This is a genomic window from Martinezella lusitana (assembly GCF_010668395.1).
Lineage (GTDB): Bacteria > Pseudomonadota > Alphaproteobacteria > Rhizobiales > Rhizobiaceae > Rhizobium > Rhizobium lusitanum_A.
This window is the reverse complement of the sequence record NZ_WUEY01000006.1, coordinates 235,470-259,025: the sequence shown is the minus strand read 5'-3', so window position 1 is coordinate 259,025 and position 23,556 is coordinate 235,470. Positions and strand designations below refer to the sequence as shown.

Annotated in this window: 24 protein-coding genes and 1 pseudogene; 12 read left to right on the top strand and 13 right to left on the bottom strand. The window is 61.2% G+C overall.

Annotation, left to right across the window (positions count from 1 at the left end; all coding sequences use genetic code 11):
- Window positions 1–191: 191 nt before the first annotated feature.
- Genes GR212_RS16445 through GR212_RS16435 form a run of 3 tightly spaced genes read right to left on the bottom strand, consistent with a single transcriptional unit; the run spans window position 192 to window position 1,910 of the window.
- Window positions 192–995 (bottom strand): anti-sigma factor family protein, encoded by an 804-nt coding sequence (locus tag GR212_RS16445; RefSeq protein WP_163987641.1) that lies wholly within the window; start codon window positions 993–995, stop codon window positions 192–194.
- Entirely contained in the window at window positions 992–1,546 is a 555-nt protein-coding gene (locus GR212_RS16440; RefSeq protein WP_163987640.1) for an RNA polymerase sigma factor, read from the bottom strand. Before GR212_RS16440 ends, GR212_RS16445 begins: the two co-directional genes overlap by 4 nt.
- Window positions 1,530–1,910, bottom strand: a complete 381-nt coding sequence (locus GR212_RS16435; protein ID WP_163987639.1) for a COG4315 family predicted lipoprotein — start codon at window positions 1,908–1,910, stop codon at window positions 1,530–1,532. Before GR212_RS16435 ends, GR212_RS16440 begins: the two co-directional genes overlap by 17 nt.
- A gap of 151 nt (window positions 1,911–2,061) precedes the next feature.
- Here GR212_RS16435 and GR212_RS16430 point away from each other — a divergent pair, with 151 nt between their 5' ends.
- The 3 genes from GR212_RS16430 to GR212_RS16420 all read left to right on the top strand — a co-directional run bounded on the left by GR212_RS16430 (window position 2,062) and on the right by GR212_RS16420 (window position 5,420).
- A complete protein-coding gene (locus tag GR212_RS16430; protein WP_163987638.1) occupies window positions 2,062–3,189 on the top strand; it encodes an ATP-dependent DNA helicase in 1,128 nt (375 codons plus the stop codon).
- A 184-nt stretch (window positions 3,190–3,373) separates the two neighbouring features.
- Window positions 3,374–4,126 carry a pyridoxine 5'-phosphate synthase gene (locus GR212_RS16425; protein ID WP_163987637.1) on the top strand — a complete coding sequence of 251 codons (753 nt, stop codon included), beginning with the start codon at window positions 3,374–3,376 and terminating at the stop codon, window positions 4,124–4,126.
- Between the two features lie 247 nt (window positions 4,127–4,373).
- Complete coding sequence (locus GR212_RS16420; protein WP_163987636.1) at window positions 4,374–5,420, top strand: hypothetical protein; 1,047 nt, start codon at window positions 4,374–4,376, stop codon at window positions 5,418–5,420.
- Between the two features lie 218 nt (window positions 5,421–5,638).
- Here the strand turns inward: GR212_RS16420 and GR212_RS16415 are convergent, their stop codons facing one another.
- A complete protein-coding gene (locus GR212_RS16415; protein ID WP_163987635.1) occupies window positions 5,639–6,526 on the bottom strand; it encodes an SDR family oxidoreductase in 888 nt (295 codons plus the stop codon).
- A gap of 138 nt (window positions 6,527–6,664) precedes the next feature.
- Here GR212_RS16415 and GR212_RS16410 point away from each other — a divergent pair, with 138 nt between their 5' ends.
- Window positions 6,665–7,081: a winged helix-turn-helix transcriptional regulator gene (locus tag GR212_RS16410; RefSeq protein ID WP_163987634.1), complete on the top strand. Its 417-nt coding sequence runs from the start codon at window positions 6,665–6,667 to the stop codon at window positions 7,079–7,081.
- A 10-nt stretch (window positions 7,082–7,091) separates the two neighbouring features.
- Window positions 7,092–8,339: an FAD-dependent monooxygenase gene (locus GR212_RS16405; protein ID WP_163987633.1), complete on the top strand. Its 1,248-nt coding sequence runs from the start codon at window positions 7,092–7,094 to the stop codon at window positions 8,337–8,339.
- On the opposite strand, the gene GR212_RS16400 is transcribed toward GR212_RS16405, so the two are convergent.
- The 5 genes and pseudogenes from GR212_RS16400 to GR212_RS16380 form a co-directional block, all read right to left on the bottom strand.
- The gene (locus tag GR212_RS16400; protein ID WP_163987632.1) at window positions 8,340–9,554 is read right to left on the bottom strand and encodes an MFS transporter; all 1,215 of its coding nucleotides are present in this window, start codon (window positions 9,552–9,554) and stop codon (window positions 8,340–8,342) included. It lies immediately after the preceding gene.
- A 54-nt stretch (window positions 9,555–9,608) separates the two neighbouring features.
- Window positions 9,609–10,226: a TetR/AcrR family transcriptional regulator gene (locus tag GR212_RS16395; RefSeq protein ID WP_163987631.1), complete on the bottom strand. Its 618-nt coding sequence runs from the start codon at window positions 10,224–10,226 to the stop codon at window positions 9,609–9,611.
- A gap of 88 nt (window positions 10,227–10,314) precedes the next feature.
- A pseudogene (locus GR212_RS16390) lies at window positions 10,315–10,821 on the bottom strand (GNAT family N-acetyltransferase).
- Window positions 10,822–10,898: 77 nt separating this feature from the next.
- Window positions 10,899–11,828: a bifunctional helix-turn-helix transcriptional regulator/GNAT family N-acetyltransferase gene (locus tag GR212_RS16385; protein WP_163987630.1), complete on the bottom strand. Its 930-nt coding sequence runs from the start codon at window positions 11,826–11,828 to the stop codon at window positions 10,899–10,901.
- Window positions 11,829–11,899: 71 nt separating this feature from the next.
- On the bottom strand, window positions 11,900–12,619 hold the full coding sequence (locus GR212_RS16380; protein ID WP_163987629.1) for an aspartate/glutamate racemase family protein: 720 nt from the start codon (window positions 12,617–12,619) through the stop codon (window positions 11,900–11,902).
- A 161-nt stretch (window positions 12,620–12,780) separates the two neighbouring features.
- On the opposite strand from GR212_RS16380, the gene GR212_RS16375 reads away from it, so the two are divergent.
- Together GR212_RS16375 and GR212_RS16370 are read left to right on the top strand one after the other, a co-directional pair.
- A complete protein-coding gene (locus GR212_RS16375; RefSeq protein ID WP_163987628.1) occupies window positions 12,781–13,245 on the top strand; it encodes an Lrp/AsnC family transcriptional regulator in 465 nt (154 codons plus the stop codon).
- A gap of 108 nt (window positions 13,246–13,353) precedes the next feature.
- Complete coding sequence (locus GR212_RS16370; RefSeq protein WP_163987627.1) at window positions 13,354–14,616, top strand: NAD(P)/FAD-dependent oxidoreductase; 1,263 nt, start codon at window positions 13,354–13,356, stop codon at window positions 14,614–14,616.
- A 39-nt stretch (window positions 14,617–14,655) separates the two neighbouring features.
- On the opposite strand, the gene GR212_RS16365 is transcribed toward GR212_RS16370, so the two are convergent.
- Complete coding sequence (locus tag GR212_RS16365) at window positions 14,656–15,699, bottom strand: NAD(P)-dependent alcohol dehydrogenase (RefSeq protein ID WP_163987626.1); 1,044 nt, start codon at window positions 15,697–15,699, stop codon at window positions 14,656–14,658.
- Window positions 15,700–15,900: 201 nt separating this feature from the next.
- Here GR212_RS16365 and GR212_RS16360 point away from each other — a divergent pair, with 201 nt between their 5' ends.
- A complete protein-coding gene (locus GR212_RS16360) occupies window positions 15,901–16,809 on the top strand; it encodes an AraC family transcriptional regulator (RefSeq protein ID WP_163987625.1) in 909 nt (302 codons plus the stop codon).
- Window positions 16,810–16,835: 26 nt separating this feature from the next.
- Here the strand turns inward: GR212_RS16360 and GR212_RS16355 are convergent, their stop codons facing one another.
- A complete protein-coding gene (locus GR212_RS16355) occupies window positions 16,836–17,321 on the bottom strand; it encodes a hypothetical protein (protein WP_246725785.1) in 486 nt (161 codons plus the stop codon).
- A 179-nt stretch (window positions 17,322–17,500) separates the two neighbouring features.
- Here GR212_RS16355 and GR212_RS16350 point away from each other — a divergent pair, with 179 nt between their 5' ends.
- The gene (locus GR212_RS16350) at window positions 17,501–18,151 is read left to right on the top strand and encodes a TetR/AcrR family transcriptional regulator C-terminal domain-containing protein (RefSeq protein ID WP_163987624.1); all 651 of its coding nucleotides are present in this window, start codon (window positions 17,501–17,503) and stop codon (window positions 18,149–18,151) included.
- Window positions 18,152–18,195: 44 nt separating this feature from the next.
- Window positions 18,196–19,215, top strand: a complete 1,020-nt coding sequence (gene ilvC / locus GR212_RS16345) for a ketol-acid reductoisomerase (protein ID WP_163987623.1) — start codon at window positions 18,196–18,198, stop codon at window positions 19,213–19,215.
- Window positions 19,216–19,265: 50 nt separating this feature from the next.
- Here the strand turns inward: ilvC and GR212_RS16340 are convergent, their stop codons facing one another.
- Window positions 19,266–19,853 carry a class I SAM-dependent methyltransferase gene (locus tag GR212_RS16340; protein WP_163987622.1) on the bottom strand — a complete coding sequence of 196 codons (588 nt, stop codon included), beginning with the start codon at window positions 19,851–19,853 and terminating at the stop codon, window positions 19,266–19,268.
- Between the two features lie 157 nt (window positions 19,854–20,010).
- Here GR212_RS16340 and GR212_RS16335 point away from each other — a divergent pair, with 157 nt between their 5' ends.
- Window positions 20,011–21,240 carry a PLP-dependent aminotransferase family protein gene (locus GR212_RS16335; protein WP_163987621.1) on the top strand — a complete coding sequence of 410 codons (1,230 nt, stop codon included), beginning with the start codon at window positions 20,011–20,013 and terminating at the stop codon, window positions 21,238–21,240.
- 94 nt (window positions 21,241–21,334) lie between these two features.
- On the opposite strand, the gene GR212_RS16330 is transcribed toward GR212_RS16335, so the two are convergent.
- Window positions 21,335–22,393, bottom strand: a complete 1,059-nt coding sequence (locus tag GR212_RS16330; RefSeq protein ID WP_163987620.1) for an aldo/keto reductase — start codon at window positions 22,391–22,393, stop codon at window positions 21,335–21,337.
- A gap of 173 nt (window positions 22,394–22,566) precedes the next feature.
- Between GR212_RS16330 and GR212_RS16325 the strand changes: the two genes are divergently transcribed.
- Window positions 22,567–23,547 (top strand): ABC transporter substrate-binding protein, encoded by a 981-nt coding sequence (locus tag GR212_RS16325; RefSeq protein ID WP_163987619.1) that lies wholly within the window; start codon window positions 22,567–22,569, stop codon window positions 23,545–23,547.
- Window positions 23,548–23,556 lie beyond the last annotated feature (9 nt).

The window sequence follows — 23,556 nt, the reverse complement described above, 5'->3', positions numbered from 1 at the left end:
TTCGAGGCTTCGGTCTGCGACCTCCGCGCCTCAGGATGAGGCGAGCGCCGTATTCGATGAGCGTCATCTTATCGACATGCGCAAAAGACCAGTCCTCATGGCGAGGAGGCCCGTGGGGCCGTCGCGAACCACGAGGGCGGGTGGCTGGTCTCCCAATCTTCATGTGGTATGCAAGTGTTTCCAAAGGAAGGCTAGGACGAGAACTGCTTGTAGCACTCGTCCGCCACCTGTCGCAGCATGTCGCGGGAGATCTCGCCGGTGACGGCATAGCCGAGATCGCCGTCGATCCAGTAGAAGGTCTCGACGTCGCCGCTGCTGGCGAAACGGAAGCTGGTCGTGCTGTTGCCGCTATTGCGCCCCACCAGCACGGTCAGGCGCTGGCCGCTGGCATTTTCATACATGAACAGCGCTCCCGGCGTGCCGTTGATCGGCAGCAACCGGCCGCCGACCAGCTGGAAGCCCAGCGTCTGCAGGCTCGGCACCTTGAGGCCGGCGATATTCATGCGCTTGCCGAGCCAGGTGGCGAGATGCGCTTCCTGATCCGCGCCAACTTCGACGGGGTGGCGGACATCGCTGGCATAAACGACGAAAGCCGAATGCGCCTGCTGCGGCAGTGCCTCGATCGCGGTCAGCTGCAATTCAGGCTTGGCGAAAAGATCGGGGCCGAAGCGACCGGCGGCTGCGCCGGCGAAGAACAATGCGAGCGAGGCGGCAAGCATCATCAGCCTGCGGCTTCGTTGCGGCGTGGCCGTTCGCTCAGCGGAGATCTTTCTGCCTTTCAGGACAAGGTCCGCGTCGCCATCCTTCGCTGTCGCGTAGGGTGCGAACATGGCGCGGATGTCATCGTTCTGGGCCTGCCATGCCGCAACCGCGGCGGCGTCTTCCGGGTTCCCGGCCAGCCATGCTTCCAGCTCCGTCCGCTCTTCCGGCGGCAGAAGGCCGTCGGCAAAGGCGTGAAGATCCGCTTCGGTCACGGTCGGTTTGCGGTCGTTCATCTTGGTCTCCGAAGCGTGACGACATTGTCGGAACTCAACAGGCTCGTCATTTTCTGGCGGGCGCGCGACAGGCGCGACATCACCGTGCCGATGGGGATATCGAGCATGTCGGCGACATCCTGATAGCTGTAGCCCTCGACGACGACGAGCATCAGCACCACCCGATAGTCTTCACCGAGGCTGTTCAGCGCCAATTCCAGGCGTGAGCGTTGCAGCGGGTCGTTGTCCGTCTCGGCTGCGGGCAGGTGGTCGTTTTCATCGATATCGACGAAACTGCGGTTGGCCTGCTGACGCCGCCCGTTGCGATAGAGATTGGTCATGATGGTGAGGACCCAGCCGCGCAGGTTCAGGCCGCGCCATTGGCCGCGCCGGGTCAGGACCTTTTCGACGCAATCCTGAAGCAGGTCCTCGCCATCGGCGTCCGAGCGGGTGAGGCTGCGCGAATAGCGTCGCAACGAGGGGAGGAGCGCGAGCACCTCCGCCTCGAAACTATCGGGCGCGGGGGCGGCTCCCGCCGCGCCATTTCCGGTCCGGTCAGGGCCGTGCGGCATCCCAAACGCCCTTGAAGCCGTCGCCGGCGACATCACCGGACTTTGCGTCCTTGACGAAGAAGTAGAGCGGCATGCCGTCCTTTGCCCACTGTTTCATCCCGTCCTTGCGGGTAATGATCGAATATGCACCCTCCGCCTTGGCTTTGTCATCGGCCATGAGCGGCGGCCAGGCCTTCTCGCAATCGCCGTTGCAATTGGATTCGCCAGCCTTGTCGTTCTTGAAGGTGTAGAGCGTCTTGCCGTTTTCGCCGGCGAGGACCTTGCCCTTGGTGCTGTCGACCGTCTTGACGGGGGCTGCGGCGAAGGCGGCCGTGGCAAAGGCCGATGCCGCGGCGAACGCGGCCAGGAATCTCATAGTCTTCATGATGTCTCTCCTCGGGTGGTGAGCGGTGGTAGCCCAGGCGTCGCATTTTGCGTTGCCGGACATGAGACACGGGTACGCCGGATTTTATTCCCCGCGTGCCGGGTATTTTTTACTGCTTGCTTCCTGCGGCCGAATCCTGCCAATTCGGCCCATGCAATTCGCGCCGCAACAAGATGAAGCGCTCAAGGCCGTCGCCAAATGGCTGAAGGAAGGGCGCACACCGCTGTTTCGCCTCTTCGGCTATGCCGGCACGGGCAAGACGACGCTTGCGCGGCATTTTGCCGAGAATGTCGATGGCGAGGTGCTGTTTGCGGCCTTTACCGGCAAGGCGGCGCAGGTGCTGCGCTCGCGCGGCGCTTCGAATGCCAAGACCATCCATTCGCTGATCTACCGGCCGCGCGGCGAGGAAGCCGTCGAGGACGAAGAGACGGGCAAGACATCGATCGCCCCGATGTTCACCATCAACCGCCAGAGCCCGGTTGCCAAGGCCGCGCTGATTATCGTCGACGAATGCTCGATGGTGGACGAAGCGCTCGGCAAGGATCTGATGAGCTTCGGAACGCCCATTCTGGTGCTCGGCGATCCCGGGCAGCTCCCGCCTGTTTCCGGCGGCGGTTTCTTCACGAACGAGGAGCCGGATTATCTGCTGACGGATATTCATCGTCAGGCCCGCGACAATCCGATCATCCAGCTTGCCATGCAGGTGCGCGAGGGCAAGGAGATCATGCACGGCGACTATGGCACCGCGCAGGTCATCTCGAAGAACGAGGTCACGCAGCCGCTGGTGCTGGAGGCGGATCAGGTCCTGGTCGGCACCAACAGGACGCGTCGGCGCTACAATCAGCGTTTGCGCGAGCTTAAAGGTTTTACGGCCGACTATCCGCAATCCGGCGACAAGCTGGTCTGCCTGCGCAACGATCCCGCCAAGGGGCTGCTCAACGGCTCGCTCTGGCAGGTCATGACCTCTTCCAGGGAAACCACGAAGCCGGGCATCAACCTGCTGGTGCGGCCGGAAGACGACGACATGGATCGCGGCGCGGCCAAGATCAAGCTGCTGAAGCAGGCCTTCGAGGATGTCGAGGGGGAGATTCCATGGTCGACCCGCAAGCGCTATGACGAATTCGACTATGGCTACGCGCTGACGGTGCACAAGGCACAGGGTTCGCAGTGGAACAATGTCGTCCTGTTCGACGAGAGCTGGGCATTTCGCGACACGCGCGAGCGCTGGCTTTACACCGCGATTACCCGCGCCGCCGAAACGCTGACGATCGTTCGATAGGGCGGCGCCTTCGGCAAAAATATCCGAAAAAGGTCAGCTCGTCGCCAGGTCACCGCATGGTGATGCCGATCAAGGGTGCCCATCAAACTTTTGCATGGGTTGATGTCGGAATCTCGTTGGTTTCGCTGGCCATAATGGCATAAAACGGCGCTATCATCCGCATTGAAAATCAGGGATTTCGATCATGCCCGCCAAGCTTTCCGTGAACCTCAACGCCATCGCGATGCTGCGCAATCGGCGTGATCTTCCCTGGCCGAGCGTCACGGGCTTCGGGCGCATCGCACTGGCTGCCGGCGCAAGCGGCCTGACTGTTCATCCGCGTCCCGATCAGCGCCACGTCCGCTTTTCCGACCTGCCCGAGATCCGGGCCTTGATCGATGACGAATTTCCGGAGGCCGAGTTCAATATCGAGGGCTATCCGACCGATGAGTTTTTCGATCTCTGCGCTTCCGTCGAGCCCGAGCAGGTGACGCTCGTGCCGGACGATCCGACGCAGGCGACGTCGGACCATGGCTGGGACTTCCGCGGGAATCGCGAGCTGCTGGTCGATGTCGTCGCCAGGTACAAGAAGATCGGCTGCCGCGTTTCGCTGTTTGCCGATGGCGACGGCGATGCCGACGCCGTGAAGATCGCCAGGGAGGTCGGGGCCGACCGCATCGAACTCTACACCGGCCCCTATGGCGGCTGTTACGACGCCCCTGAGAAGGCTGCCGTCATTCTCGAAGCGCTCGGCAAGACCGCCGATGCCGCGTTTGCCAACGGCCTCGACGTCAACGCCGGCCACGATCTGACGGTCGCCAATCTGCCTGCGCTTCTGAAGCGTATTCCGAAGCTCGCCGAGGCTTCGATCGGTCACGGACTGACCGCCGATGCGCTGGAATATGGCATGGCCGAGACGGTACGCCGTTTCCGGCGGGCCTGTGGGCAGGCGGTTTGATACAGGCGTCTGCAGCTGGTTAGGCGAGGCTATCTTGCAGCAAGAGTCGCTTCCACCGCTATGAAATTGCCGGAAAGGTATCGGCCGGGTGGAGAACATGTGCCTTTTAGAGAATATTTTTGCTTTTAGCTAAGGTGACGCCGCTATAGTTACTGCCAAAATTGGTGACTAATAGAACTGTGCCATTTGGCACTCGCATGCGGAGCTACGCAGTACGATGTGTACTAAAAACGTCGCTCGGCGATACGTGGCCGAAAAAATCTATTTATTGTTAGCCATATTTGGCGGTGGCATGCTGTTGTTTCCCACGCTGGGAGCGTTTCTGGAAGTTTTTACTTTCGGGGCGGCGATACTGCTGCCGATTTTATGGTTGTATGCTACCGTAGCGCTTCCGGCATATGCAGTCTGGCGAATGACCCGACGAACGCGTCTCGCCGGAGTTATTGGCATTGCAAGCATGATTGCCCTTGCAACGCTGCCGGGACAACTGGCTGACGGGGAACTTCAGCGAACTTTGGACGGTTACCTCGCCGACGATATGCGCCTTGACCTACAGCAGAAACCCACATCGATCCAATTTATCGTTGATAGCGGATACGACGGCTATGGATTGGCGCCCTGGGAGCGCGCGCCTTGCAAGGTCGTATGTCAAAGGTTGTTGTTAACGGGTTCGGTGCAGTCAATTACCGTCCGTAGAGATCAACGCCTAGGATCGCCCACAGTTGTAACTTATCGTGTACAACAACTTTCATCGTGCCCAGAAATCTTTACAAGCCGGACGCCGGTGTTGCCCTCGACACGAAAGGCTATCGCTGAGAACAAATGCATCACACCCACCAATGGGGAGGCAATGCATGACGGCGTGAGCGTCGAAGAAAAGGAAATTGAGAGATGGTCGGTCCCTCGGTTTAGTCTGATCGGCATTGATTACGTCCAGCGCTTACGAATATCGAAAGTTGAGGCCGGTCACGAGACGTTACTTGTTCAAAAGACCATGGTAAGGGCCGGCAAAGCGATGACCCCATTTTGGGTCTATGTCTACTGGGGGTTTATGACTTCGGTAAAAGGCGTCGCGGTAGCCCAGGTAGACGAGGTTTATAACCAGTATCGACTTCTGGATGAGCTGGCCAAGATAAAGGGCATTGACGTCGATACGAGATATTGTGGAGACCCGCGCCCCTATGATCCATCGCCTACAGAGATTCTCTTCAGCCAAGAGACATCGGATTCGCATTGCATAACAATGCTGCCTCAGGCGGGTATCTTGAAGCAGAAGGAATTGCCGGTTAGCTGAGCAGGACAACCATTAGACGAATTAAGCGTCAACTTACGGCGGTGTCGTGTATTGGAGGCGTGTCCATTTCATTCAGCATAGATCGGGGCCTACACCACTCAGTTGTGGTTCACCTCTAGGCAGGAAGCTCCCCCGCCCCGCATGTAGGGAGAGGGTTGGGGTGAGGGGGCAGGCATAGAAATGCTGCAACAGCAGACCAGCCTGCCCCTCCCGCAAACTCAGCCGAGCAACGCGGCCTTGTGTTCCTCGATGAAGCTGCGCAGCGTCTGCGGCTCCTTGCCGGTCAGCTTGTTGAAGTCGTTGGTGAGGAGGTCGAAGTTGCCGGCGCGGGTGTTGGCGTCGGCGGAGACGAGCATGTCGACGACGAATTTCGGCAGGCCGGCGCCGGTGAGGCCCGCGGCGAACTGTTCGTCGTTGACCTGCACGACCTCAAGCGGGCGGCCGGTGATCTTGCTGACGACGCTTGCCACGTCCTCGATGGTGAGAGCGGTAGAACCCGTCAGCGTATAGGTCGCGTTATCGGTCGTATCGGATGCGAGCGCCGCAGCGATGGCAAGCGCGCAATCGTTGCGGCTGATGTTGCTGACGCGACCGGTGCCCGCTGCGGTGTACCACTTGCCGACTTCGAGGCTGTGCGGCAAGCCCATCAGATAATTGTCGAAGTACCAGGCGTCACGCAGGATCGTGTAGCCGATGCCGCTTGCCTTGATGGCGTTTTCCGTGCCGAGGTGGTCGGGCGCGAAGGTGACGAGCGACGTTTCCGGAGCGGGCATGGAGGTATAGAGAATGTGCTTTACGCCAGCCTTCTTGGCGGCCTCGATGGCGGCCGTGTGCTGCTTCAGCCGCAAGCCGGGAACGGCGAGCGCATCGGTGCTGATGATCAGCAGGCGATCGACGTCGGCAAAAGCGGCCGACAGGGTGGCGGCGTCATCGAAATCGGCCTTGCGGGTGACGACACCCTTCGCGGCGAGATCGGCAAGCTTCTCCGGGCTGCGCGTTGCGGCGATGATGCGGCCGGGCGCGACCTTGTATGTCTCCAGCAGATGATGGATGACGCGCTGGCCGAGCTGACCGGCGGCGCCGGTGACGAGAAGAGTGCTGCTCATGTCTTTATCCTTGTTTGACCGCCACGTATTTGCGGGGGCCTGGTTGCTCTCAAAAAGAGACTAGCACTAGAATAGGAATTGACTTCACGGTGTAAAGGAGGCAGTTTTTCGGCTCCAAGTTACCAAAAGGGAACCGGCATGAGCGCCAGCACCGTCGTCAACCTGCGCAGCATAGACCCGCCATTGCGCGACGTCGACCTCAGCAATCTCGATTTCGGCAACTGTCCGGTGCGTGACCTGATCTCGCAGATCGGCGGAAAGTGGTCGGTGCTGCTGCTGGAAACATTGGCAAAACGGCCGTATCGCTTCGGCGAATTGCGCCGGCTGGTGCCCGATATTTCCCAACGCATGCTGACGCAGACTTTGCGCGACCTGCAGCGCGACGGCTATGTCGATCGCGAGGTGTTTCCCACCAAGCCGCCGAGCGTCGAATATCGGATGACGGAGCTCGGACGTTCGCTCTATGTGCCGCTGGCGCAACTTCTGAACTGGGCGGAAGCCAATCACGAGGCCGTCAGGGCCGCAAGAACGCGTTTCGATCAATCGCCGGACTGAGCATCGCAGAGTGAAGCCTTTCAAGATTGCCATCGTCGGCGCCGGGCCTGCCGGTCTTGCCGCTTCCCTTCTTCTCTCCCGCGCCGGCCATGCGACCGACATCATCGAGCGCTTTGACAGCCCGGCTCCTGTCGGCTCCGCTTTGATGCTTCAGCCGACCGGATTGACCGTCCTTGAATCGCTTGGGCTCGGCCCGGCGATTCACGCCGCCGGCAACCGCATCGATCGCTTGTTCGGCACGGAAACCACCCATGGCCGCATCGTGCTCGATGTGCGCTACAGCGCCTTGCCCGGTGGCCGCTACGGGCTTGGCGTGCATCGCGCCGCCCTGTTCGACACGCTTCACGACGAGGTCTCCGCCCGGCGACATCCAATTCACACCGGGTTGCGTGTCATCGGCGTGACGGAGGAGGCGAGCGGCAGCTATCTTTCCGTCGAAGGGGGCGACCGTCTCGGACCCTATGATCTCGTCATCGATGCCAGCGGCGCGCGCTCGGAGCTGGTGGCGTCGTCGCCCGTGGCGCCGCGTGCACGCAATCTCGTCTACGGCGCCTTCTGGGCGACGCTCGAGTGCCCGGACGGTTTGGTGGATCAGGCGGCGCTGACGCAGCGCTATGACAAGGCGAGCGTGATGATCGGTGTTTTGCCGGTCGGCAGCAGACGGCCGCAAATGCCGAAACAGGCGGCCCTGTTCTGGAGCCTGAAGGTCGCGGATGCGGACGACGTGCGCAAGCGCGGGCTCGATCGCTGGAAGCAGACGATCCGCGGCTATTGGCCGGAATGTGAGCCCTTGCTGGAGCAGATCACCGATTGGGATCAGTTGACGCTGGCCCGTTATGCTCACCGTACCGTGAGAACGCCCTTCAGCGGGCGAACGGTTTTTGTTGGCGATGCGGCTCATTCCACCAGCCCGCAGCTGGGGCAGGGCGCCAATATGGCGCTGCTCGATGTGGCGGCGCTGGCGCACGCCCTTGCCGGACATGAAAGCATCGAGGCCGCGCTTTTGGCCTATGCCAGAGCGCGGCGGATGCATGTGCGGCTATTCCAGCTGCTCTCGGCAGCATTCACACCGTTCTATCAATCGGATGCGGCGGCTCTGGCATGGATCCGGGACCGGCTGGTCGCCACCATCGCCAAGGTGCCGCCGGCCCCGCAAATTCTCGCGGGCATCGTTTCCGGCACGCTGATCGATCCGTTTAACGGAGCGGGTTTGCGGGAATGCGACTGGCTGCGGCGAGCCGCGCCGCAGCCGTCCTGATCAGTTCTTGCGCTCGGTCAGGAAGGCAAGTAGCGCAATGACCGGGAAGGCGACGCCGATCCAGGAGGCCATGGTCCAGCCGCCGGTCGCATAGGCCCAGCCGCCGAGCGCGGAGCCGAGGGCGCCGCCGCCAAAGAAGGTCGCCATGTAGAGGCCGTTGAGGCGGCTGCGGTGTTCGGCGCTGAGCGCGAAGATGGCGCGTTGGCCGAGCACGAGGTTGGTCTGCACCCCGAAGTCGAGCATGATGCCGGAGAGCGTCAGCGTGATCAGCGCCAGCAACGAGCCGCTACCGGAAAAATGGCCGATCAGGAAGGCGACGATGGCAAGCACCAGGGCGAAGGTGGTGGCAAGCTTCGTCCAGCCACGGTCGGCAACGCGCCCGGCGATCGGCGAGGCGACCGCGCCGGCCGCGCCGGCAAGGGCGAAGAGAGCAATGCCGTTCTGCGTCAGCCCAAAGGCCGGGCTCGCCAGCAATAGCGGTGTCGTTGTCCAGAAAAGGCTGAAGGAGGCGAACATGCAGGCCTGATAGAGCGCGCGACGCTGCAGGACCGGCGTGTGAAGCGCGAGATGCCCCATGGAGGACAGCAACTGTCCATAGTGCAGCTTGGTGTGCGGTATACGGGTCGGAAGGACTGCGCGCAGGATGACGATCAGCCCGACCATGATGCCGGCCGAGATGATGTAAACCGCGTGCCAGGACAGAAGCTCGGACAGGAAGCTGGCCGCTGGGCGGGCCAGCATGATGCCGCCGAGCAGGCCGCTCATGACATTGCCGACCACCGCGCCGCGGCTCGCGTCTGGCGCCATATGGGCCGCGAAGGGGACGAGGACCTGCACCGCGACGGAGGCCAGGCCGATACAGAGGGAGGCCAGCAGAAACAGGGACGGCGACCACGCGAAGGCCGCGCCGACCAGCGCGACGGCGGCAAGCGCCACCAGCGTCAGCACCAGCCTGCGGTTTTCCAAAAGGTCTCCCAGCGGCACTATCAGCAACAGGCCGAGGCCGTAGCCGATCTGCGTCAGCGTCACGATGAGGCCCGTGGCGGCCGGCGTGAAGCCGAGCGATTGGCTGATCGGGCCGGCAAGAGGCTGCCCGTAATAGAGATTGGCGGCGACCAGCCCGCAGGCGGCGGCGAACATGAATGTCAGCAGTGGCGAAATGGTCTTTTCAGGGAGCGGCGTGCTCTCCCGTCTGGCGGCGGCAGTTGCGGGCATGACTCGTCCTCGATGTGGGCAGGGGGATGCGTTCCCCGAAAATTTGGATGAAAATCAGTTCAGCAGTTTCATGGCCGCCTCGGCGACGGCGAGCATATGTTCGGTCTTGCGGCCGGTTTTTCCGATCACGCGCATGCCCTTGGTGAGGGCAAGCAAGGCGCAGGCGGTGCTTTCCGGGTCGACATGCTCGGCAATGGAGCCATCAGCCTGACCCATGCGGATGAGATCCAGAATGCGGCGTTCGTCGAAATCGAACGCCACGCCGACGCGGCTGGCGACTTCCTCATCGAAAAGCGCAAGCTCGGTCGCGCTGCCGACCACGAGGCAGCCTCGGCGGCCGATCTCGCCACAGGAGGCTTCGGCGAAGAATGTCACCAAGGCGCGCAGCTTCTCATAACCGTTCGGAGCCTCGGCGAGAGTGTCGTCGATCATCTGCTGACGGACGTGGCGATACCGTCCGAAAGCCGCGAGGAAGACGCCGCGCTTGTCGCCGAACGCCTTGTAGACGCTGCCGGCGGTCAGGCCCATGGCCTCGGTCAACTCGCTGATCGAGGCGGCGTAATAGCCGCGCTCCGAAAAGACGCGCAGCGCTTCGTCGAGCGCGGAATCCATGTCGAATTCGCGCGGGCGTCCACGAAGCTTCGGTGCGATGTCGAGCGTGCCTGTTGTCATGCGACTCTTTTAGGAAATGATCGTTTCCAAATCAAGCGAATTTTTGCGATGCAAAAAAATCCGATCGAAATTGTGGGTATTGGTCCTGTTATTCCTGGAACAGCGCCATATGGATCGCGTCCTTGTAACGACCATCTATGCGAACGGATTTGCGGGCCAGACCCTCTCGGACGAAGCCGATTTTCTCATAGAGCGCTATGGCCCTGTCATTGTCGGCATGTACGCTGAGTTCGACGCGTTCCATTCCCGCATCATGGGCAGCCTGCAGAGTGGCTTCTATCAATCGACGGCCCAACCCCTTTCAGCGATAAGCCGGGATGATGCCCATGCCGAGACGACCGGCATGGGCGTGTGAGGGAAATGTGTGGCGGCTGATGTCGCACCAGCCGACCACCGTCCCATCTGCCAAGGCAACGAATTGCGGATTGCCGTTCTCGATCATGCCGAGCACGAAGGCGCGGGTTTTCTCCAATGGAGAGGCCTCGAGCAAGGTCAGATATTGCCGCTCGCGCGCGACCGTATCGAGCGCCTTGTGAAAGCCTTCGATATATTCGGCGGCAATCGGCAGTATCCGGATTTCGGCATTCGTCATCATCAGCTGATATCTCGACACAAATGAGGGTGTATCGAGAATATGGCTCAACCCTGGGCGTGTCTATGCGCCCGACAGGTTCACAGATCGAGCACCCATGTCTGACCGTTCAGCTCGGGGCCGAACATGCGATGCCTTTCCTCCACGACGAGCTTGAATCCCGCCCTGATATAGATGGCTCGCGCGGCGTCGAGGATGTCGTTGGTCCAGAGCGAGAGCTTCTTATAGCCGGCATCGCGCGAGAAGCGGATGCATTCGTCGACCAGCAGCTTGCCGAGGCCGAGGCCGCGTGCGGCCTTGTCGACATAGAGCAGCCGGAGCTTCGCCACGCCATCGCCGCCATCGACGATCATGGCGGAGCCGACATTCAGGCCGCCTCTTTCGGCGATCCAGCACCGGTCTTTCTGCGGATTGAAATTGGAGAGGAACTTTCCGGCGACTTCGGCCACCAGTCCTTCGAAGCGATGATCCCAGCCATATTCCTCGCTGTAGAATCGTGCCTGGCTTTGCACGATCCAGCCGATATCGCCGATGCGGTGATGGCGGATGATGGCGGGAGCGGCGGCGGTTTCGTCGGTGCCGAGCGTGTCTTGAATCGTCCGCATCGCCGCAACGACGCGTTCGGGTTCGCCGATCGCGAGCTTTTCGAAGTATCCGGCGATCTGCGCGCGCGAGCGGCGGACGAATTCCTCGAATTTCGCCTGTCCCTTATCGGTGACTTTTATGATCTGGCTGCGCGCATCGATCGGGTCCGGCGTCGTTTCGATCAGCCCGTCCTCGCGAAAGCGCTTGACGATGCGGCTGAGATAGGCGGGATCGAGGTGGAGGTCGCGGGTCAGAGCCGAGGCCGCGACGCCGCCGCGAAAGCCGACTTCGAACAGCACGCGCACGTCCGTCAGCGTGTAGGGGCTGTCGAGATAGGCTTTGTTCAGAACGCCGAGAAAGTTGGTGTAGAAGCGGTTGAAGTCGCGGACAGCATCGATGGTCGCAAATTCGGCGGCAGGAATCATGACATCGTCTCCTCAAATATAGGAGACGATGTCCATTATTTATTTGACTCAGTCAAGTAAATTGATCGAGATCAAGCGGCGCAGCTGCTGCTGGCCGTTTCATTCGCCAGCGCAAAGTCGACGGCGGCTTCGGCGTGGATCGTCGTGGTGTCGAAGCCGGGCAGGATCAGTGCTTTCGGATCGAGGATGAGGCAGATCTCGGTGCAGCCGAGAATGACGCTATCGGCGCCTTCGGCCTTGGCGCGCTCGATGATGGCGTTCAGCTTCCGGCGCGACTCGTCCTTGATGACGCCGGCGCAGAGCTCGTTGAAGATGATGTCATGCGTCACTGTGCGATCTTCCGCGCCCGGGACCATGATCGAGACGCCGTTCCTGGCCATGCGCTCGGCATAGAAGCCATGCTCCATGGTGTAGCGCGTGGCGAGCAGGAGGGGCTTTGCCCGACCGGCGGCCTTCAGTGCCGCAGCGGTTTCATCGATAATGTGTATGAGCGGCGCGGATACCCGTTCGGCAACCTGGGGCGCGATCAGGTGCATGGTGTTGGTGCAGATGAGCACGCATTCGGCGCCGGCCGTCTGCAGGCGCTGCGCGGCATCGGCAAGCCGATCGGCGGCGTCGTTCCAGCGTCCAGCCTTCTGCAGGGCGACGATTTCCTCGAAATTGACGGAGTACATGACCATTTCGGCCGAGGAGAGACCGCCCAGCCGCTCGCGGACCATTTCATTGATCAGGCGATAGTAGACGACCGAACTCTCGAAACTCATGCCGCCGATCAGGCCAATGGTGCGCATAATGCTGTTCTCCGCTCCTGGATTGTGGTTGGAGCAATAGTGCTGCGATTCAGCCGCCGCATGTTTGCATTTTTCGAAACTTATCAGAGCTTGGCTGCAATAGTTTGCGCATTTTTCGAATTATATGCAAAATGGAGGCGCACGGAACAGGATTACCGCACATGCTTGACGACCGCGACCGAAAGATTCTCGAGTTCTTGCAGGCGGATGCCGGCATATCCGTCACCGAACTGGCCGACCGCGTCGCCCTGTCGGTTTCTGCCTGCTCGCGCCGCATCCAGCGGCTGGAGGAAAGCGGGCATATCGCCCGGCGCATCGTCGTGCTCGATCGCGAGAAGATGGGCGTGCCGACGACGGTCTATGCCCTCATCAAGACGGCGCATCATGCCGACGAGTGGATCGAATCCTTCCGCAAGGCGATCGGCGACATTCCCGAGATCGTCGAGGCGCACCGTCTCACCGGTAATTATGATTACATCCTGAAAATCGTGCTGCCACGGGTGGAGCATTACGATGTCATCTACAAGATGCTCGTGCGCAAGATCGAGCTTTTCGATGTTTCGGCCTCGATCTCCATGGAAGAGCTGAAAAGCGGAGCGTCCATTCCAGTGAGTTATGCGCAGTAGATGTTTCGCAGTATCGTGGCCGCGCACGGGTGCCATGCATAAAAGAGTGTTGCTGCTTACTCTTCTCAACCCTACGTTTTCCGCGAAACGTAGCCATGAGGTGTTGCCATGCAGGATCATCACGTTGTCGTTGTCGGGGGCGGTTTCGGCGGGGTGCAGCTCGTCAACGATCTGAAAGGCGCACCCGTTCGTGTCACGATGGTCGACCGGCGCAATCATCATCTGTTTCAGCCGCTTCTCTATCAGGTCGCGACGACCTTGCTGGCCACCTCCGAGATCGCCTGGCCGATCCGCAATTTCTTCAGGGACAGGCCGGAGGTGACGACGCTGCTTGCCGAAGTCGTCGGTGTCGACAGCGAGGCGCGTCAAGTTCTTCTGAAGAACGGGCAAAGGATTGCTTACGATACGCTGGTGCTGGCGACCGGGGCCACCCATGCCTATTTCGGCCATGACGAATGGGAGCCGGTGGCGCCGGGATTGAAGACGCTGGAGGACGCCACGACCATCCGCCGCCGTGTGCTGCTGGCCTTCGAACAGGCCGAGCTGGAAACGGACCCGGCCATCCGCAACGCGCTCCTGACCTTCGTCATCGTCGGCGCCGGTCCGACCGGCGTGGAGCTTGCCGGGATCATCTCGGAGCTGGCAAGGACGACATTGCCGAAGGAATTCCGCAATATCGATACGAGCAAGGCGAGAATCATCCTCGTGGAAGCCGGCCCGCGGGTGCTGGCGGCTTTCGCCGAAGACCTGTCCGACTATGCGCGCAGGGAGCTGGAATCGCATGGGGTCGACCTCCGCTTCGGCAAGCCCGTCACCTCCTGCACCGCGGAAGGGGTGACGATCGGCGATGTCTTCGTACCGTGCCGCACCATCGTCTGGGCAGCGGGCGTCCAGGCATCGCCGGCTGCAAAGTGGCTGGATATCCCCGCCGACCGTGCCGGCCGCGCGGTGGTCGACAAGGAGTTGAGAGCGCCGGGCAAGGGAGATGTCTTCGTTATCGGCGATACGGCAGCCGTGATGCGCGACGACGGCAGCCCCGTGCCGGGAATCGCACCGGCCGCCAAGCAGCAGGGCGCCTATGTCGCCAAGGTAATCAAGGCAAAGCTTGCCGGCAAACCGGCGCCCGGTCCGTTTCGCTATCGCCATCAAGGCAGCCTGGCAACGATCGGCAAGAGCGCCGCGATCATCGATTTCGGCTGGCTGAAACTCAGGGGATGGCTTGCCTGGTGGGTTTGGGGTCTCGCCCACATCTACTTCCTGATCGGCGTGCGCTGGCGCATCGCCGTCGCCTGGAGCTGGCTGTGGATCTACATCAGCCGGCAGCACAGCGCCCGGCTGATCACGCAGAGAGAAAGCATGCGCGAGGAATGAAGGAGGGCGGCGTCCGACAAGACGCCGCCCTTTGTCCGGTTAGGCCAGCGAGGCGATATCGATGACGAAGCGGTAGCGGACGTCGCTCTTCAGCACGCGCTCATAGGCCTCGTTGATCTCCTGGATGCTGATCTTCTCGATCTCGGCGACGATGTTGTGCTCGCCGCAGAAATCGAGCATCTCCTGGGTTTCCTTGATCGAACCGATCATGGAGCCGGAGAGGCTGCGGCGGCCGGGGATGAGCGAGAAGGCATGAACCGGAACCGCATGTTCGGGAACGCCGACCAGCACCATGCTGCCATCATATTTCAGCAGGTTGAGGTAGGCGTTCCAGTCGATGGCGGTGCCGACCGTGTTGATGATGAGGTCGAAGCTGCCGGCGAGCTTGGTGAAGGTCTCGGCGTCGCTGGTGGCGTAATAATCCTTGGCGCCGAGCTTGAAGCCGTCTTCCTTCTTCGACAGCGTCTGGCTGAGAACGGTCACATCGGCCCCCATGGCGTGAGCCAGCTTGACGCCCATGTGGCCGAGGCCGCCCATGCCGACGATCGCGACCTTCTTGCCCGGACCGGCCTTCCAGTGGCGCAGCGGCGAATAGAGCGTGATGCCGGCGCAAAGCAGCGGCGCGCCCGAGTCGAGCGGGATGTTGTCGGGGAAGGAGAGGACATAGCCTTCCTTGACGACGATCGAGTCGGAATAGCCGCCGAAAGTCGGCGTCTTGCCGTCGGCTTCTACGTCGTTATAGGTCTGGACCAGACCCGGCATGTAGTGCTCGTAATCCAGGTCGCGCGTGGCGCAAGTCGTGCAGGAATCGACGAAGCAGCCGACGCCGACGCGGTCGCCGACCTTGAACTTCGACACCTTCGAGCCGACAGCCGTCACGACGCCTGCGATTTCGTGGCCGGGCACCATCGGATATTTCGAGCCGCCCCATTCGTTGCGGGCCTGATGGATGTCGGAATGGCAGACGCCGCAATACTGGACCGAAATGACGACGTCGTCGTCGTTCGGCTCGCGGCGCTCGAAGGTGAAGGGGACGAGCGGTTTGGACGCGTCGGTTGCTGCATAACCCTTTGCGATAGGCATGGGAAACTTCCTTATCTTTTCGGATGGTTTGGGAGTGGAATTGGGATGGCCGACTATGCATCGGGATCGGACCACTGCGTTAGAGCGATCCTGCAAGCTTTATGTACGATCCTGCGAATCTAAATAGGCGGCTGCTCTTTTGCCGGCGGCAGAGGCCACCTAGATAAGTGTCGACAGGCTCTCAAAAACAATCGGTTGCGCATGACACTGCCCTTCAATCCCAATCAGGAACTCGCTTCCATCGTTGCACGTTTCGCCGTGGAGGACGGGGAGTTCGCCACGCCGATCCCCAGCGTCACTCTGCATCGGCAATCGGCGGATACGCCGCTGCAGCACAGGGCCTACCGGCCGGCTTTTGCCGTGGTCGTTCAGGGCCGCAAGTCCCTGACGCTCGGCGCCGACACCTTTCACTACGGCGCCGGGCAGTATGTGCTGACCGCGCTCGACCTGCCGGTATCGACGCAGATCACCGGCGTTGCCAATGCCACGCCCTATCTCTGTTTCGCCATGTCGCTGGAAAGCGAGCGCTTGAACGAGTTGCTGTCACGGGTCAGCATTCCGCGTCAGGCGTTGACGGGGGATGCGATGCGCGGCCTTGCCGTCAGCCATGCCCCGCCGGAGCTTCTCGACGCGACGCTGCGGCTGATCAGGCTGCTGGACACGCCGGACGACATACCGGCCATGGCGCCCTTGATCGAACAGGAAATCCTCTATCGTCTCCTGACCGGTCCGGACGGGCCACGGCTGCTGCAGATCGCCACGGCGGAAGGGCAGAGCAACAGGGTGGCGCGTGCCGTCAGCTGGCTGCGCAGCAACTTCGCCCAGCCGTTGCGCATCGAGGAGCTGGCCGAGCGCGTCGGCATGAGCGTTTCGTCGCTGCATCATCATTTCAAGGCGGTAACCGCGATGTCGCCGATGCAATATCAGAAGCAGCTTCGGCTTCATGAGGCGCGGCGGCTGATGGTCGTCGAGCAACTGGACGTCGGATCGGCCGGCCACCGCGTCGGATATCAGAGCCCTTCGCAGTTCAGCCGCGAATACAGCCGTCTCTACGGCCTGCCGCCCTTGAAGGACGTCGAGGCCATGCGCAGCGCGGCGGCAGCGGAATAGGCTTCGACCCTATCTCCGGCCTTCGATCAACTGATGGGAGTACCGCATTCGCCGCCATCCCAGGTGTAGCTGGGAGCGGCACCCTGCGATCCCCACAGGCCCTCGAAGCGTTGATAGTCCGATGTGAAGCGGATTATCAGGGACCCCGTTCCGTATTTGTCAAACCAGCGTAGCGTTCGCGTCGTGTCGCTGGCCGTCCCGACTTCGGACAGCGTTCCGATTGTCGTCGTTCCATCGTCGTCGAAGCGATAAGTCCCTGAGATGTGACCTTGCCCGTCGACTTGCATGGATGTCTCGGCCTGGAGCAGTTCTCCGCTCGATAGAAGCTTGCCGCAATAGCGTCCGGCGGGTCCGGCGCCCAGCTCTACCGTTGAGTGGCCTGAGGCGGGCAGGGGAAGCAGGCCGGCTGCAAGGCAAATTCCTGTGATGCGGACGAATATACGCCGCTTGTCTCCAACAGGCCGCGCGAGGCTACCGGATGTTTCGGAGGGAAGCGATTGCTCTATTTTCATCGGGGTTTTCCAGCGAACAAGCAGATGCGTCGCAAGCTCTAGCTGCCGCATGCATCCGCTGACAAGCACTCTCATTTTTTGGCGCAGTGCAGCAACGAATTCCGCTTGACGACCGCTTTGCCGTATAGCATAAAGCGCCGCGAACCGTACGGTACGGTACGCATTTGGGAGTGGCCATCGTGCTGAGCGAAGTAGGACAGTCGAGCGAGTTTTCGCCGCGCCAGAACGCCGTTCTGGAACAGGCGCTGCGTCTGCTCGTCGATGGCGGCGAAAAGGCGCTGACGACTTCGGGCGTCGCACGCGCCGCCAATTGCTCCAAGGAAAGTCTTTACAAGTGGTTTGGCGACCGCGACGGTCTGCTGTCGGCAATGATTGCCTATCAGGCGAGCAAGGTCCGTACCTTCGAGCGCAATGGCGAGCGGCTGAATGCAGCGAGCCTGCACGACCATCTCGTCATTTTCGCCCGCGATCTGCTGGAAGTGCTGGCCGGCGACGTTTCGCTCGCATTGAACCGCCTGGCGATCGGCCAGTCCAATCGTGACGGCTCCAAGCTCGGCAAGCTTCTGCTGGAGCGCGGCCGCCGGCAGATCGACCGCCGCGCCAGCGGTCTGATCGACGCCGGCAAGCGGGCAGGGCTGCTGCGCTTTACAGATGCCGACGAGGCATATCATACGCTTTACGGGCTCATCGTTTCCGACCTGCATGTCCGCATGCTGCTCGGCGAGCCCGGTTTGAAGGATACCAGCCGTCAGGCGGAAAAGGCGGTCAGCGCCTTCCTCCGGCTTTACGGCACGGAAAAGGTACTGGCGGACGCGGCAGCGACCGTCTGACAATTCGAAATCTGTACCCAGACAAGCAAAGGGAAGGACAAACAATGCGCGTCTATTACGATCGTGATGCCGATCTCAACCTCATCAAGTCGAAGAAGGTCGCCGTCATCGGCTACGGTTCGCAGGGCCGCGCCCACGCGCTGAACCTGAAGGACAGCGGCGCACAGAACGTTGCGATTGCGCTCAAGGCCGGCTCGGCTACCGCCAAGAAGGCTGAAGCCGACGGCTTCAAGGTCATGACTGTTGCGGAAGCCGCCGCCTGGGCCGACCTGATGATGATGGCGACCCCGGACGAACTGCAGGCCGACATCTACAAGTCCGAAATCGCTCCGAACATTCGTGACGGCGCTGCGATCGCCTTCGCACACGGCCTCAACGTTCACTTCGGCCTCATCGAGCCGAAGGCTTCGGTCGACGTCGTCATGATCGCGCCGAAGGGCCCGGGCCATACGGTTCGCGGCGAATACCAGAAGGGCGGCGGCGTTCCCTGCCTCGTTGCCGTTCATCAGAACGCTTCCGGCAACGCTCTTGAACTCGCTCTCTCCTACGCCTGCGGCGTTGGCGGCGGTCGTTCCGGCATCATCGAAACCAACTTCCGCGAAGAGTGCGAAACCGACCTCTTCGGCGAACAGGTCGTCCTTTGCGGCGGTCTCGTCGAGCTCATCCGCGCTGGTTTCGAAACCCTGGTCGAAGCCGGCTACGCACCGGAAATGGCCTATTTCGAATGCCTGCACGAAGTAAAGCTCATCGTCGACCTGATCTATGAAGGCGGCATCGCCAACATGAACTACTCGATCTCGAACACGGCCGAATGGGGCGAATACGTCTCCGGCCCGCGCATCATCACGGCTGAAACCAAGGCTGAAATGAAGCGCGTCCTCAAGGACATCCAGACCGGCAAGTTCACCTCGGACTGGATGCAGGAATACCGTTCGGGCGCTGCCCGCTTCAAGGGTATCCGCCGCCTGAACGACAGCCACCAGATCGAAGAAGTCGGCGCCAAGTTGCGCGGCATGATGCCCTGGATCGGCAAGAACAAGCTGGTCGACAAGGCCGTCAACTAAGATTTCGGCATTGCTGGAAGGGAGGGCCGGGGCGGAAGCTCCGGCCTTTTCTATTTCCGGGCCGAGACATAGAGCCATTTCGTCGGCTTGCCGTCGAAGCCGCCGCCATCTGCTTCGGTCATCGCTATGTCTCGCCAGCCGCCTTTGCTGAGGAGAGCGGTCAGCCATTCGGCCGAGGGATAATTATAGTAGCGGCCGAGTGTGTCGTGCCCTTCTGCATCGCCGGCCTTGAAACTGCTGTGGAAGATGCCGCCGTCCTTCAGAGCACGCAGAATCCGGCTGAAGATGTTCGGGAGGTCGGATCGCGGTACATGAAGGAGACTGGCTTCTGCCCATATGCCGTCGAACGTGGCACTGGCGTCCAGCGTCTCGAACCGCATGATCCGGACGGGTTTGCCGATCCGCTTTTCAGCTTCACCCGCGAGTTCCGCCGAACCGTCCGTCGGGGTAATGTCGAAGCCGCGCGACAGTATGTAGGCAGCATCCTGACCGGCTCCGCATCCGAGCTCCAGGATGGATGCTCCGGCGGGAAGGGTGCCAAGAAAGGCGTCGAGCCGGCTTGTCGGAAGGTTGCGTTCGCGTGCGGCATAGATGCTGGCATTGTCGGCGTAGAACGATGATGTCGGGTCTGTACTCATGCTCTCTTTTTTCTCGGCTACTGGCTTCTGAAGCTCATTCCTATCAGGAAAAGTTGCGATTCTCAGAGACAATGAAAACAAAATAGGTCAGCATTGTTGACTTATCTTTTGTTGCGTGATTTTGTGTCAGAAAGACCAAAAATTACGAGGAAGCCCCATGTTGAATTGGGAAAATATCTTTGCGACGCGTTCGAGCCGTATGCGCGCCTCCGAAATCCGTGAGCTGCTGAAGCTGCTGGAGCGGCCGGATATCATCTCGTTTGCCGGTGGCATTCCCGACCCTGCATTGTTTCCGGATGCGGAATTCAAGCAGGCCTATGCCGATATTTTTTCCGGCCCGACCGTCAACGCGGCGCTGCAATATTCGGTCAGCGAAGGCTACAAGCCGCTGCGGGAATGGTTGGTCGGACAGATGGCCGCGCTCGGTGTGTCCTGTGAGCTCGAAAACGTCTTCATCGTTTCCGGTTCGCAGCAGGGTCTCGACTATCTCGGCAAGCTTTTCCTGTCGCCGAAGGATACGGCACTGGTCACGGCGCCGACCTATCTCGGCGCGCTGCAGGCCTTCAACGCCTATGAGCCGACCTATGACCAATTGACGCCGAACGGCAACCGCACGCCGGATTCCTACAGCGCAGCCGCGACGAAAGCGGGGGGCAGGGTGAAGTTCGCCTATCTCTCGGCAGATTTCGCCAACCCGACCGGCGAGACAGTCGATCTGGCCGGCCGCGAGAAGCTGCTCGATCTTGCCGAAGAGCTGGATATCGCCGTCATCGAGGATGCCGCCTACCAGTCGCTGCGTTATGACGGCGAGGCGATCGCGCCGATCCTGGCGCTGGAGATCGCCCGCAAGGGCCATATCAACGACACCCGGACGATCTATTGCGGTAGCTTTTCCAAGACCTTGGCGCCGGGTCTTCGCGTCGGCTTCGTCGTTGCCAATGCGCCTGTCATCCGCAAGCTGGTGCTGATGAAGCAGGCGGCCGATCTTCATTCATCGACCATCAACCAGATCGCCATCCATCAGGTTGCCGAGCGCGGTTTCGACGCGCAGGTCGCCAAGGTCCGCAAGACCTACAGCCACCGTCGCGACTGTATGCTGGCGGCGCTCGCCAAATACATGCCGGACGGGGTCAGCTGGACGAAGCCGCAGGGCGGCATGTTCGTGTGGGTCACCCTGCCGAAGGGCATGGATGGTGCGAAGCTGCTCGCAAGATCGCTGGAGACGGCGAAGGTCGCCTTCGTTCCCGGCCAGGCCTTCTTTGCCGATGGCACGGGCGCCAATACGTTCCGCGTCAGCTTCTCCTGCGCCAATGACGAGATGATCGAAGAGGGCATTTCGCGGCTTGGCAAGTTGATTGCCGGCGAGATCGGGGCGATGGCGGCCTGATCTCAACCTTCTCCCGGAGGGGAGAAGGGCAATCGTATGTGAAATGAAATCGTTGCCGCGCAACTCCTTCTCCCCGAGGGAAGAAGGAGTCTCTTCATTTCGTCAGATGCGGGCCGATCAGCGAGAGATCTGCCTCGCTCAACCTGTCGCTGGCGGTGTTGCGCTGATGCCAGTATGGGTACATCAGCGGCGGCAGGCTGATGTCATCGAGCCGCTTGCGCTCCTCGTCCGTCAGCTTGAGCTCGGCGCTGGCGAGATTGTCCTTGAACTGGGCTTTCGTGCGGCCGCCGATGATGACCGAGGTCACGCCCTTGCGGCCGATGAGCCAGGCAAGCGCCACCTGGGCAGCCGACACGCCGCGACCTTCGGCGATTTCCACCAGCGTATCGACGATGTTCCACAGGCGGTTTTCATCGCGGATCGGCGGTTCCGTCCAGCCGGCGAACTGGCGCGTGCCTTCCGGCGTTGCCTGATTGCGGCGATGCTTGCCCGAGAGGAGGCCGCCGGCAATCGGGCTCCAGACGAGGATGCCAAGACCCTGGTCGATGCTGATCGGCACCAGCTCGTTTTCCGCGTCGCGCGCTTCCAGCGTGTAGTGGATCTGCTGGCTGACGAAGCGTTCGCGCCTGTCGCGCTCGCTGACGCCGAGCGCCTTCATGATGTGCCAGCCGGAAAAGTTGGAGCAGCCGATGTAGCGGACCTTGCCTTGGCGAACCAGCGTGTCGAGCGCTTCCATCGTCTCTTCCAGCGGGGTCTGGCCATCCCATTCATGCAGCTGATAGAGGTCGATGACATCGGTCTTCATGCGCTTCAGGCTCGCTTCGCAGGCCTGAATGAGATGCTGGCGGGAGGAGCCGGTATCGTTGACGCCGGGGCCCATCGGGAAGCGGGCCTTGGTGGCGATGAGCACGCCGTCCTTGCGCGGGCCGCCGATAATCTCGCCGAGGATTTCCTCCGAGGCGCCTTGCGAGTAGACGTCGGCCGTGTCGAGCAGGTTGACGCCGGCATCGATGCACATATCCACAAGCTTCTTGGCTTCCTTGACGCCGAGATCGCCGACGGTTTTTGCCCAGCCGACTCCGCCGAAGGTCATGGTGCCCATGGTGATGGTGGAAACTTTGAGGCCGGAGCGGCCAAGCAGGCGATATTCCATCGATCTATTCTCCTCGATCCCATTCTGAAATACGTGCCTCAGAAAATAGCGCCGGATGACGATGGTCAAGTTTCAATCATCATACGAACAGCAATCTGTTCAAATTCAACTGTCACAATCATGTTAAGCCGCGCGTCTACAGAACCTTCCTACAACTCAGCCGAGGACGTTTTATGAAGACCTTTGTTTCCGCCTTTGCCGGCCTGTTGGCCATCGCCTTTTTCTCCGGCGGTGCCAATGCCGCCGATCTCGTTCTTTATACCAGCCAGCCGAACGCCGACGCGCAGGCCACCGTCGACGGTTTCATGGCCGCCAACCCCGGCATCAAGGTCGATTGGGTTCGCGACGGCACGCCGCAGATCATCGCCAAGCTTCAGGCTGAAATGCAGGCCGGCGCTCCCGTTGCCGATGTTCTGCTGATCGCCGATACGGTGACGCTGGAGCGCCTGAAGGAAGCCGGCAAGCTCCTGGCCTACAAGTCGCCGGAAGCCGCGAACTACGACGCCTCGCTCTACGACGCTGACGGCTATTACTATTCCACCAAGCTGATCACGACCGGCATCGTCTACAACACGGCTGCCGCAATGAAGCCGGCAAGCTGGCAGGACCTGGTGAAGCCGGAAGCCAAGGGCCTCGTTTCCATGCCGAGCCCGCTTGCTTCGGGTGCCGCTCTCATCCACGCGCAGACGCTCGCCGGCGTCAGCAGCCTCGGCTGGGACTACTACAAGAACCTTGCCGACAATGGCGCGGTCGCTTCGGGCGGCAACGGCGCGGTTCTCAAGGCCGTCGCTTCCGGCGAGAAGGCCTATGGCATGATCGTCGATTACATGCCGATCCGCGAAAAGGCCAAGGGCGCCCCGCTGGAATTCGTGTTCCCGAAGGAAGGCGTTTCGGCCGTCACCGAGCCGGTCGGCATTCTCGCCGGTACGCAGCACGCCGATGCGGCCAAGAAGTTCGTCGATTATGTCCTGTCCGAAAAGGGCCAGGAAGGCTTCCTTAAGCTCGGCTATATTCCGGCCCGCAACGGCACGCCGCTGCCGGAAGGTTTTCCGGCGCGTGACAGCATCAAGGTTTTGCCGTTGAATGCAGCCGATGCTCTCAAGAATACGGATCAGGACCTGAAGACCTTCTCCACCTACTTCACGTCGAAGTAATCCGCCCGG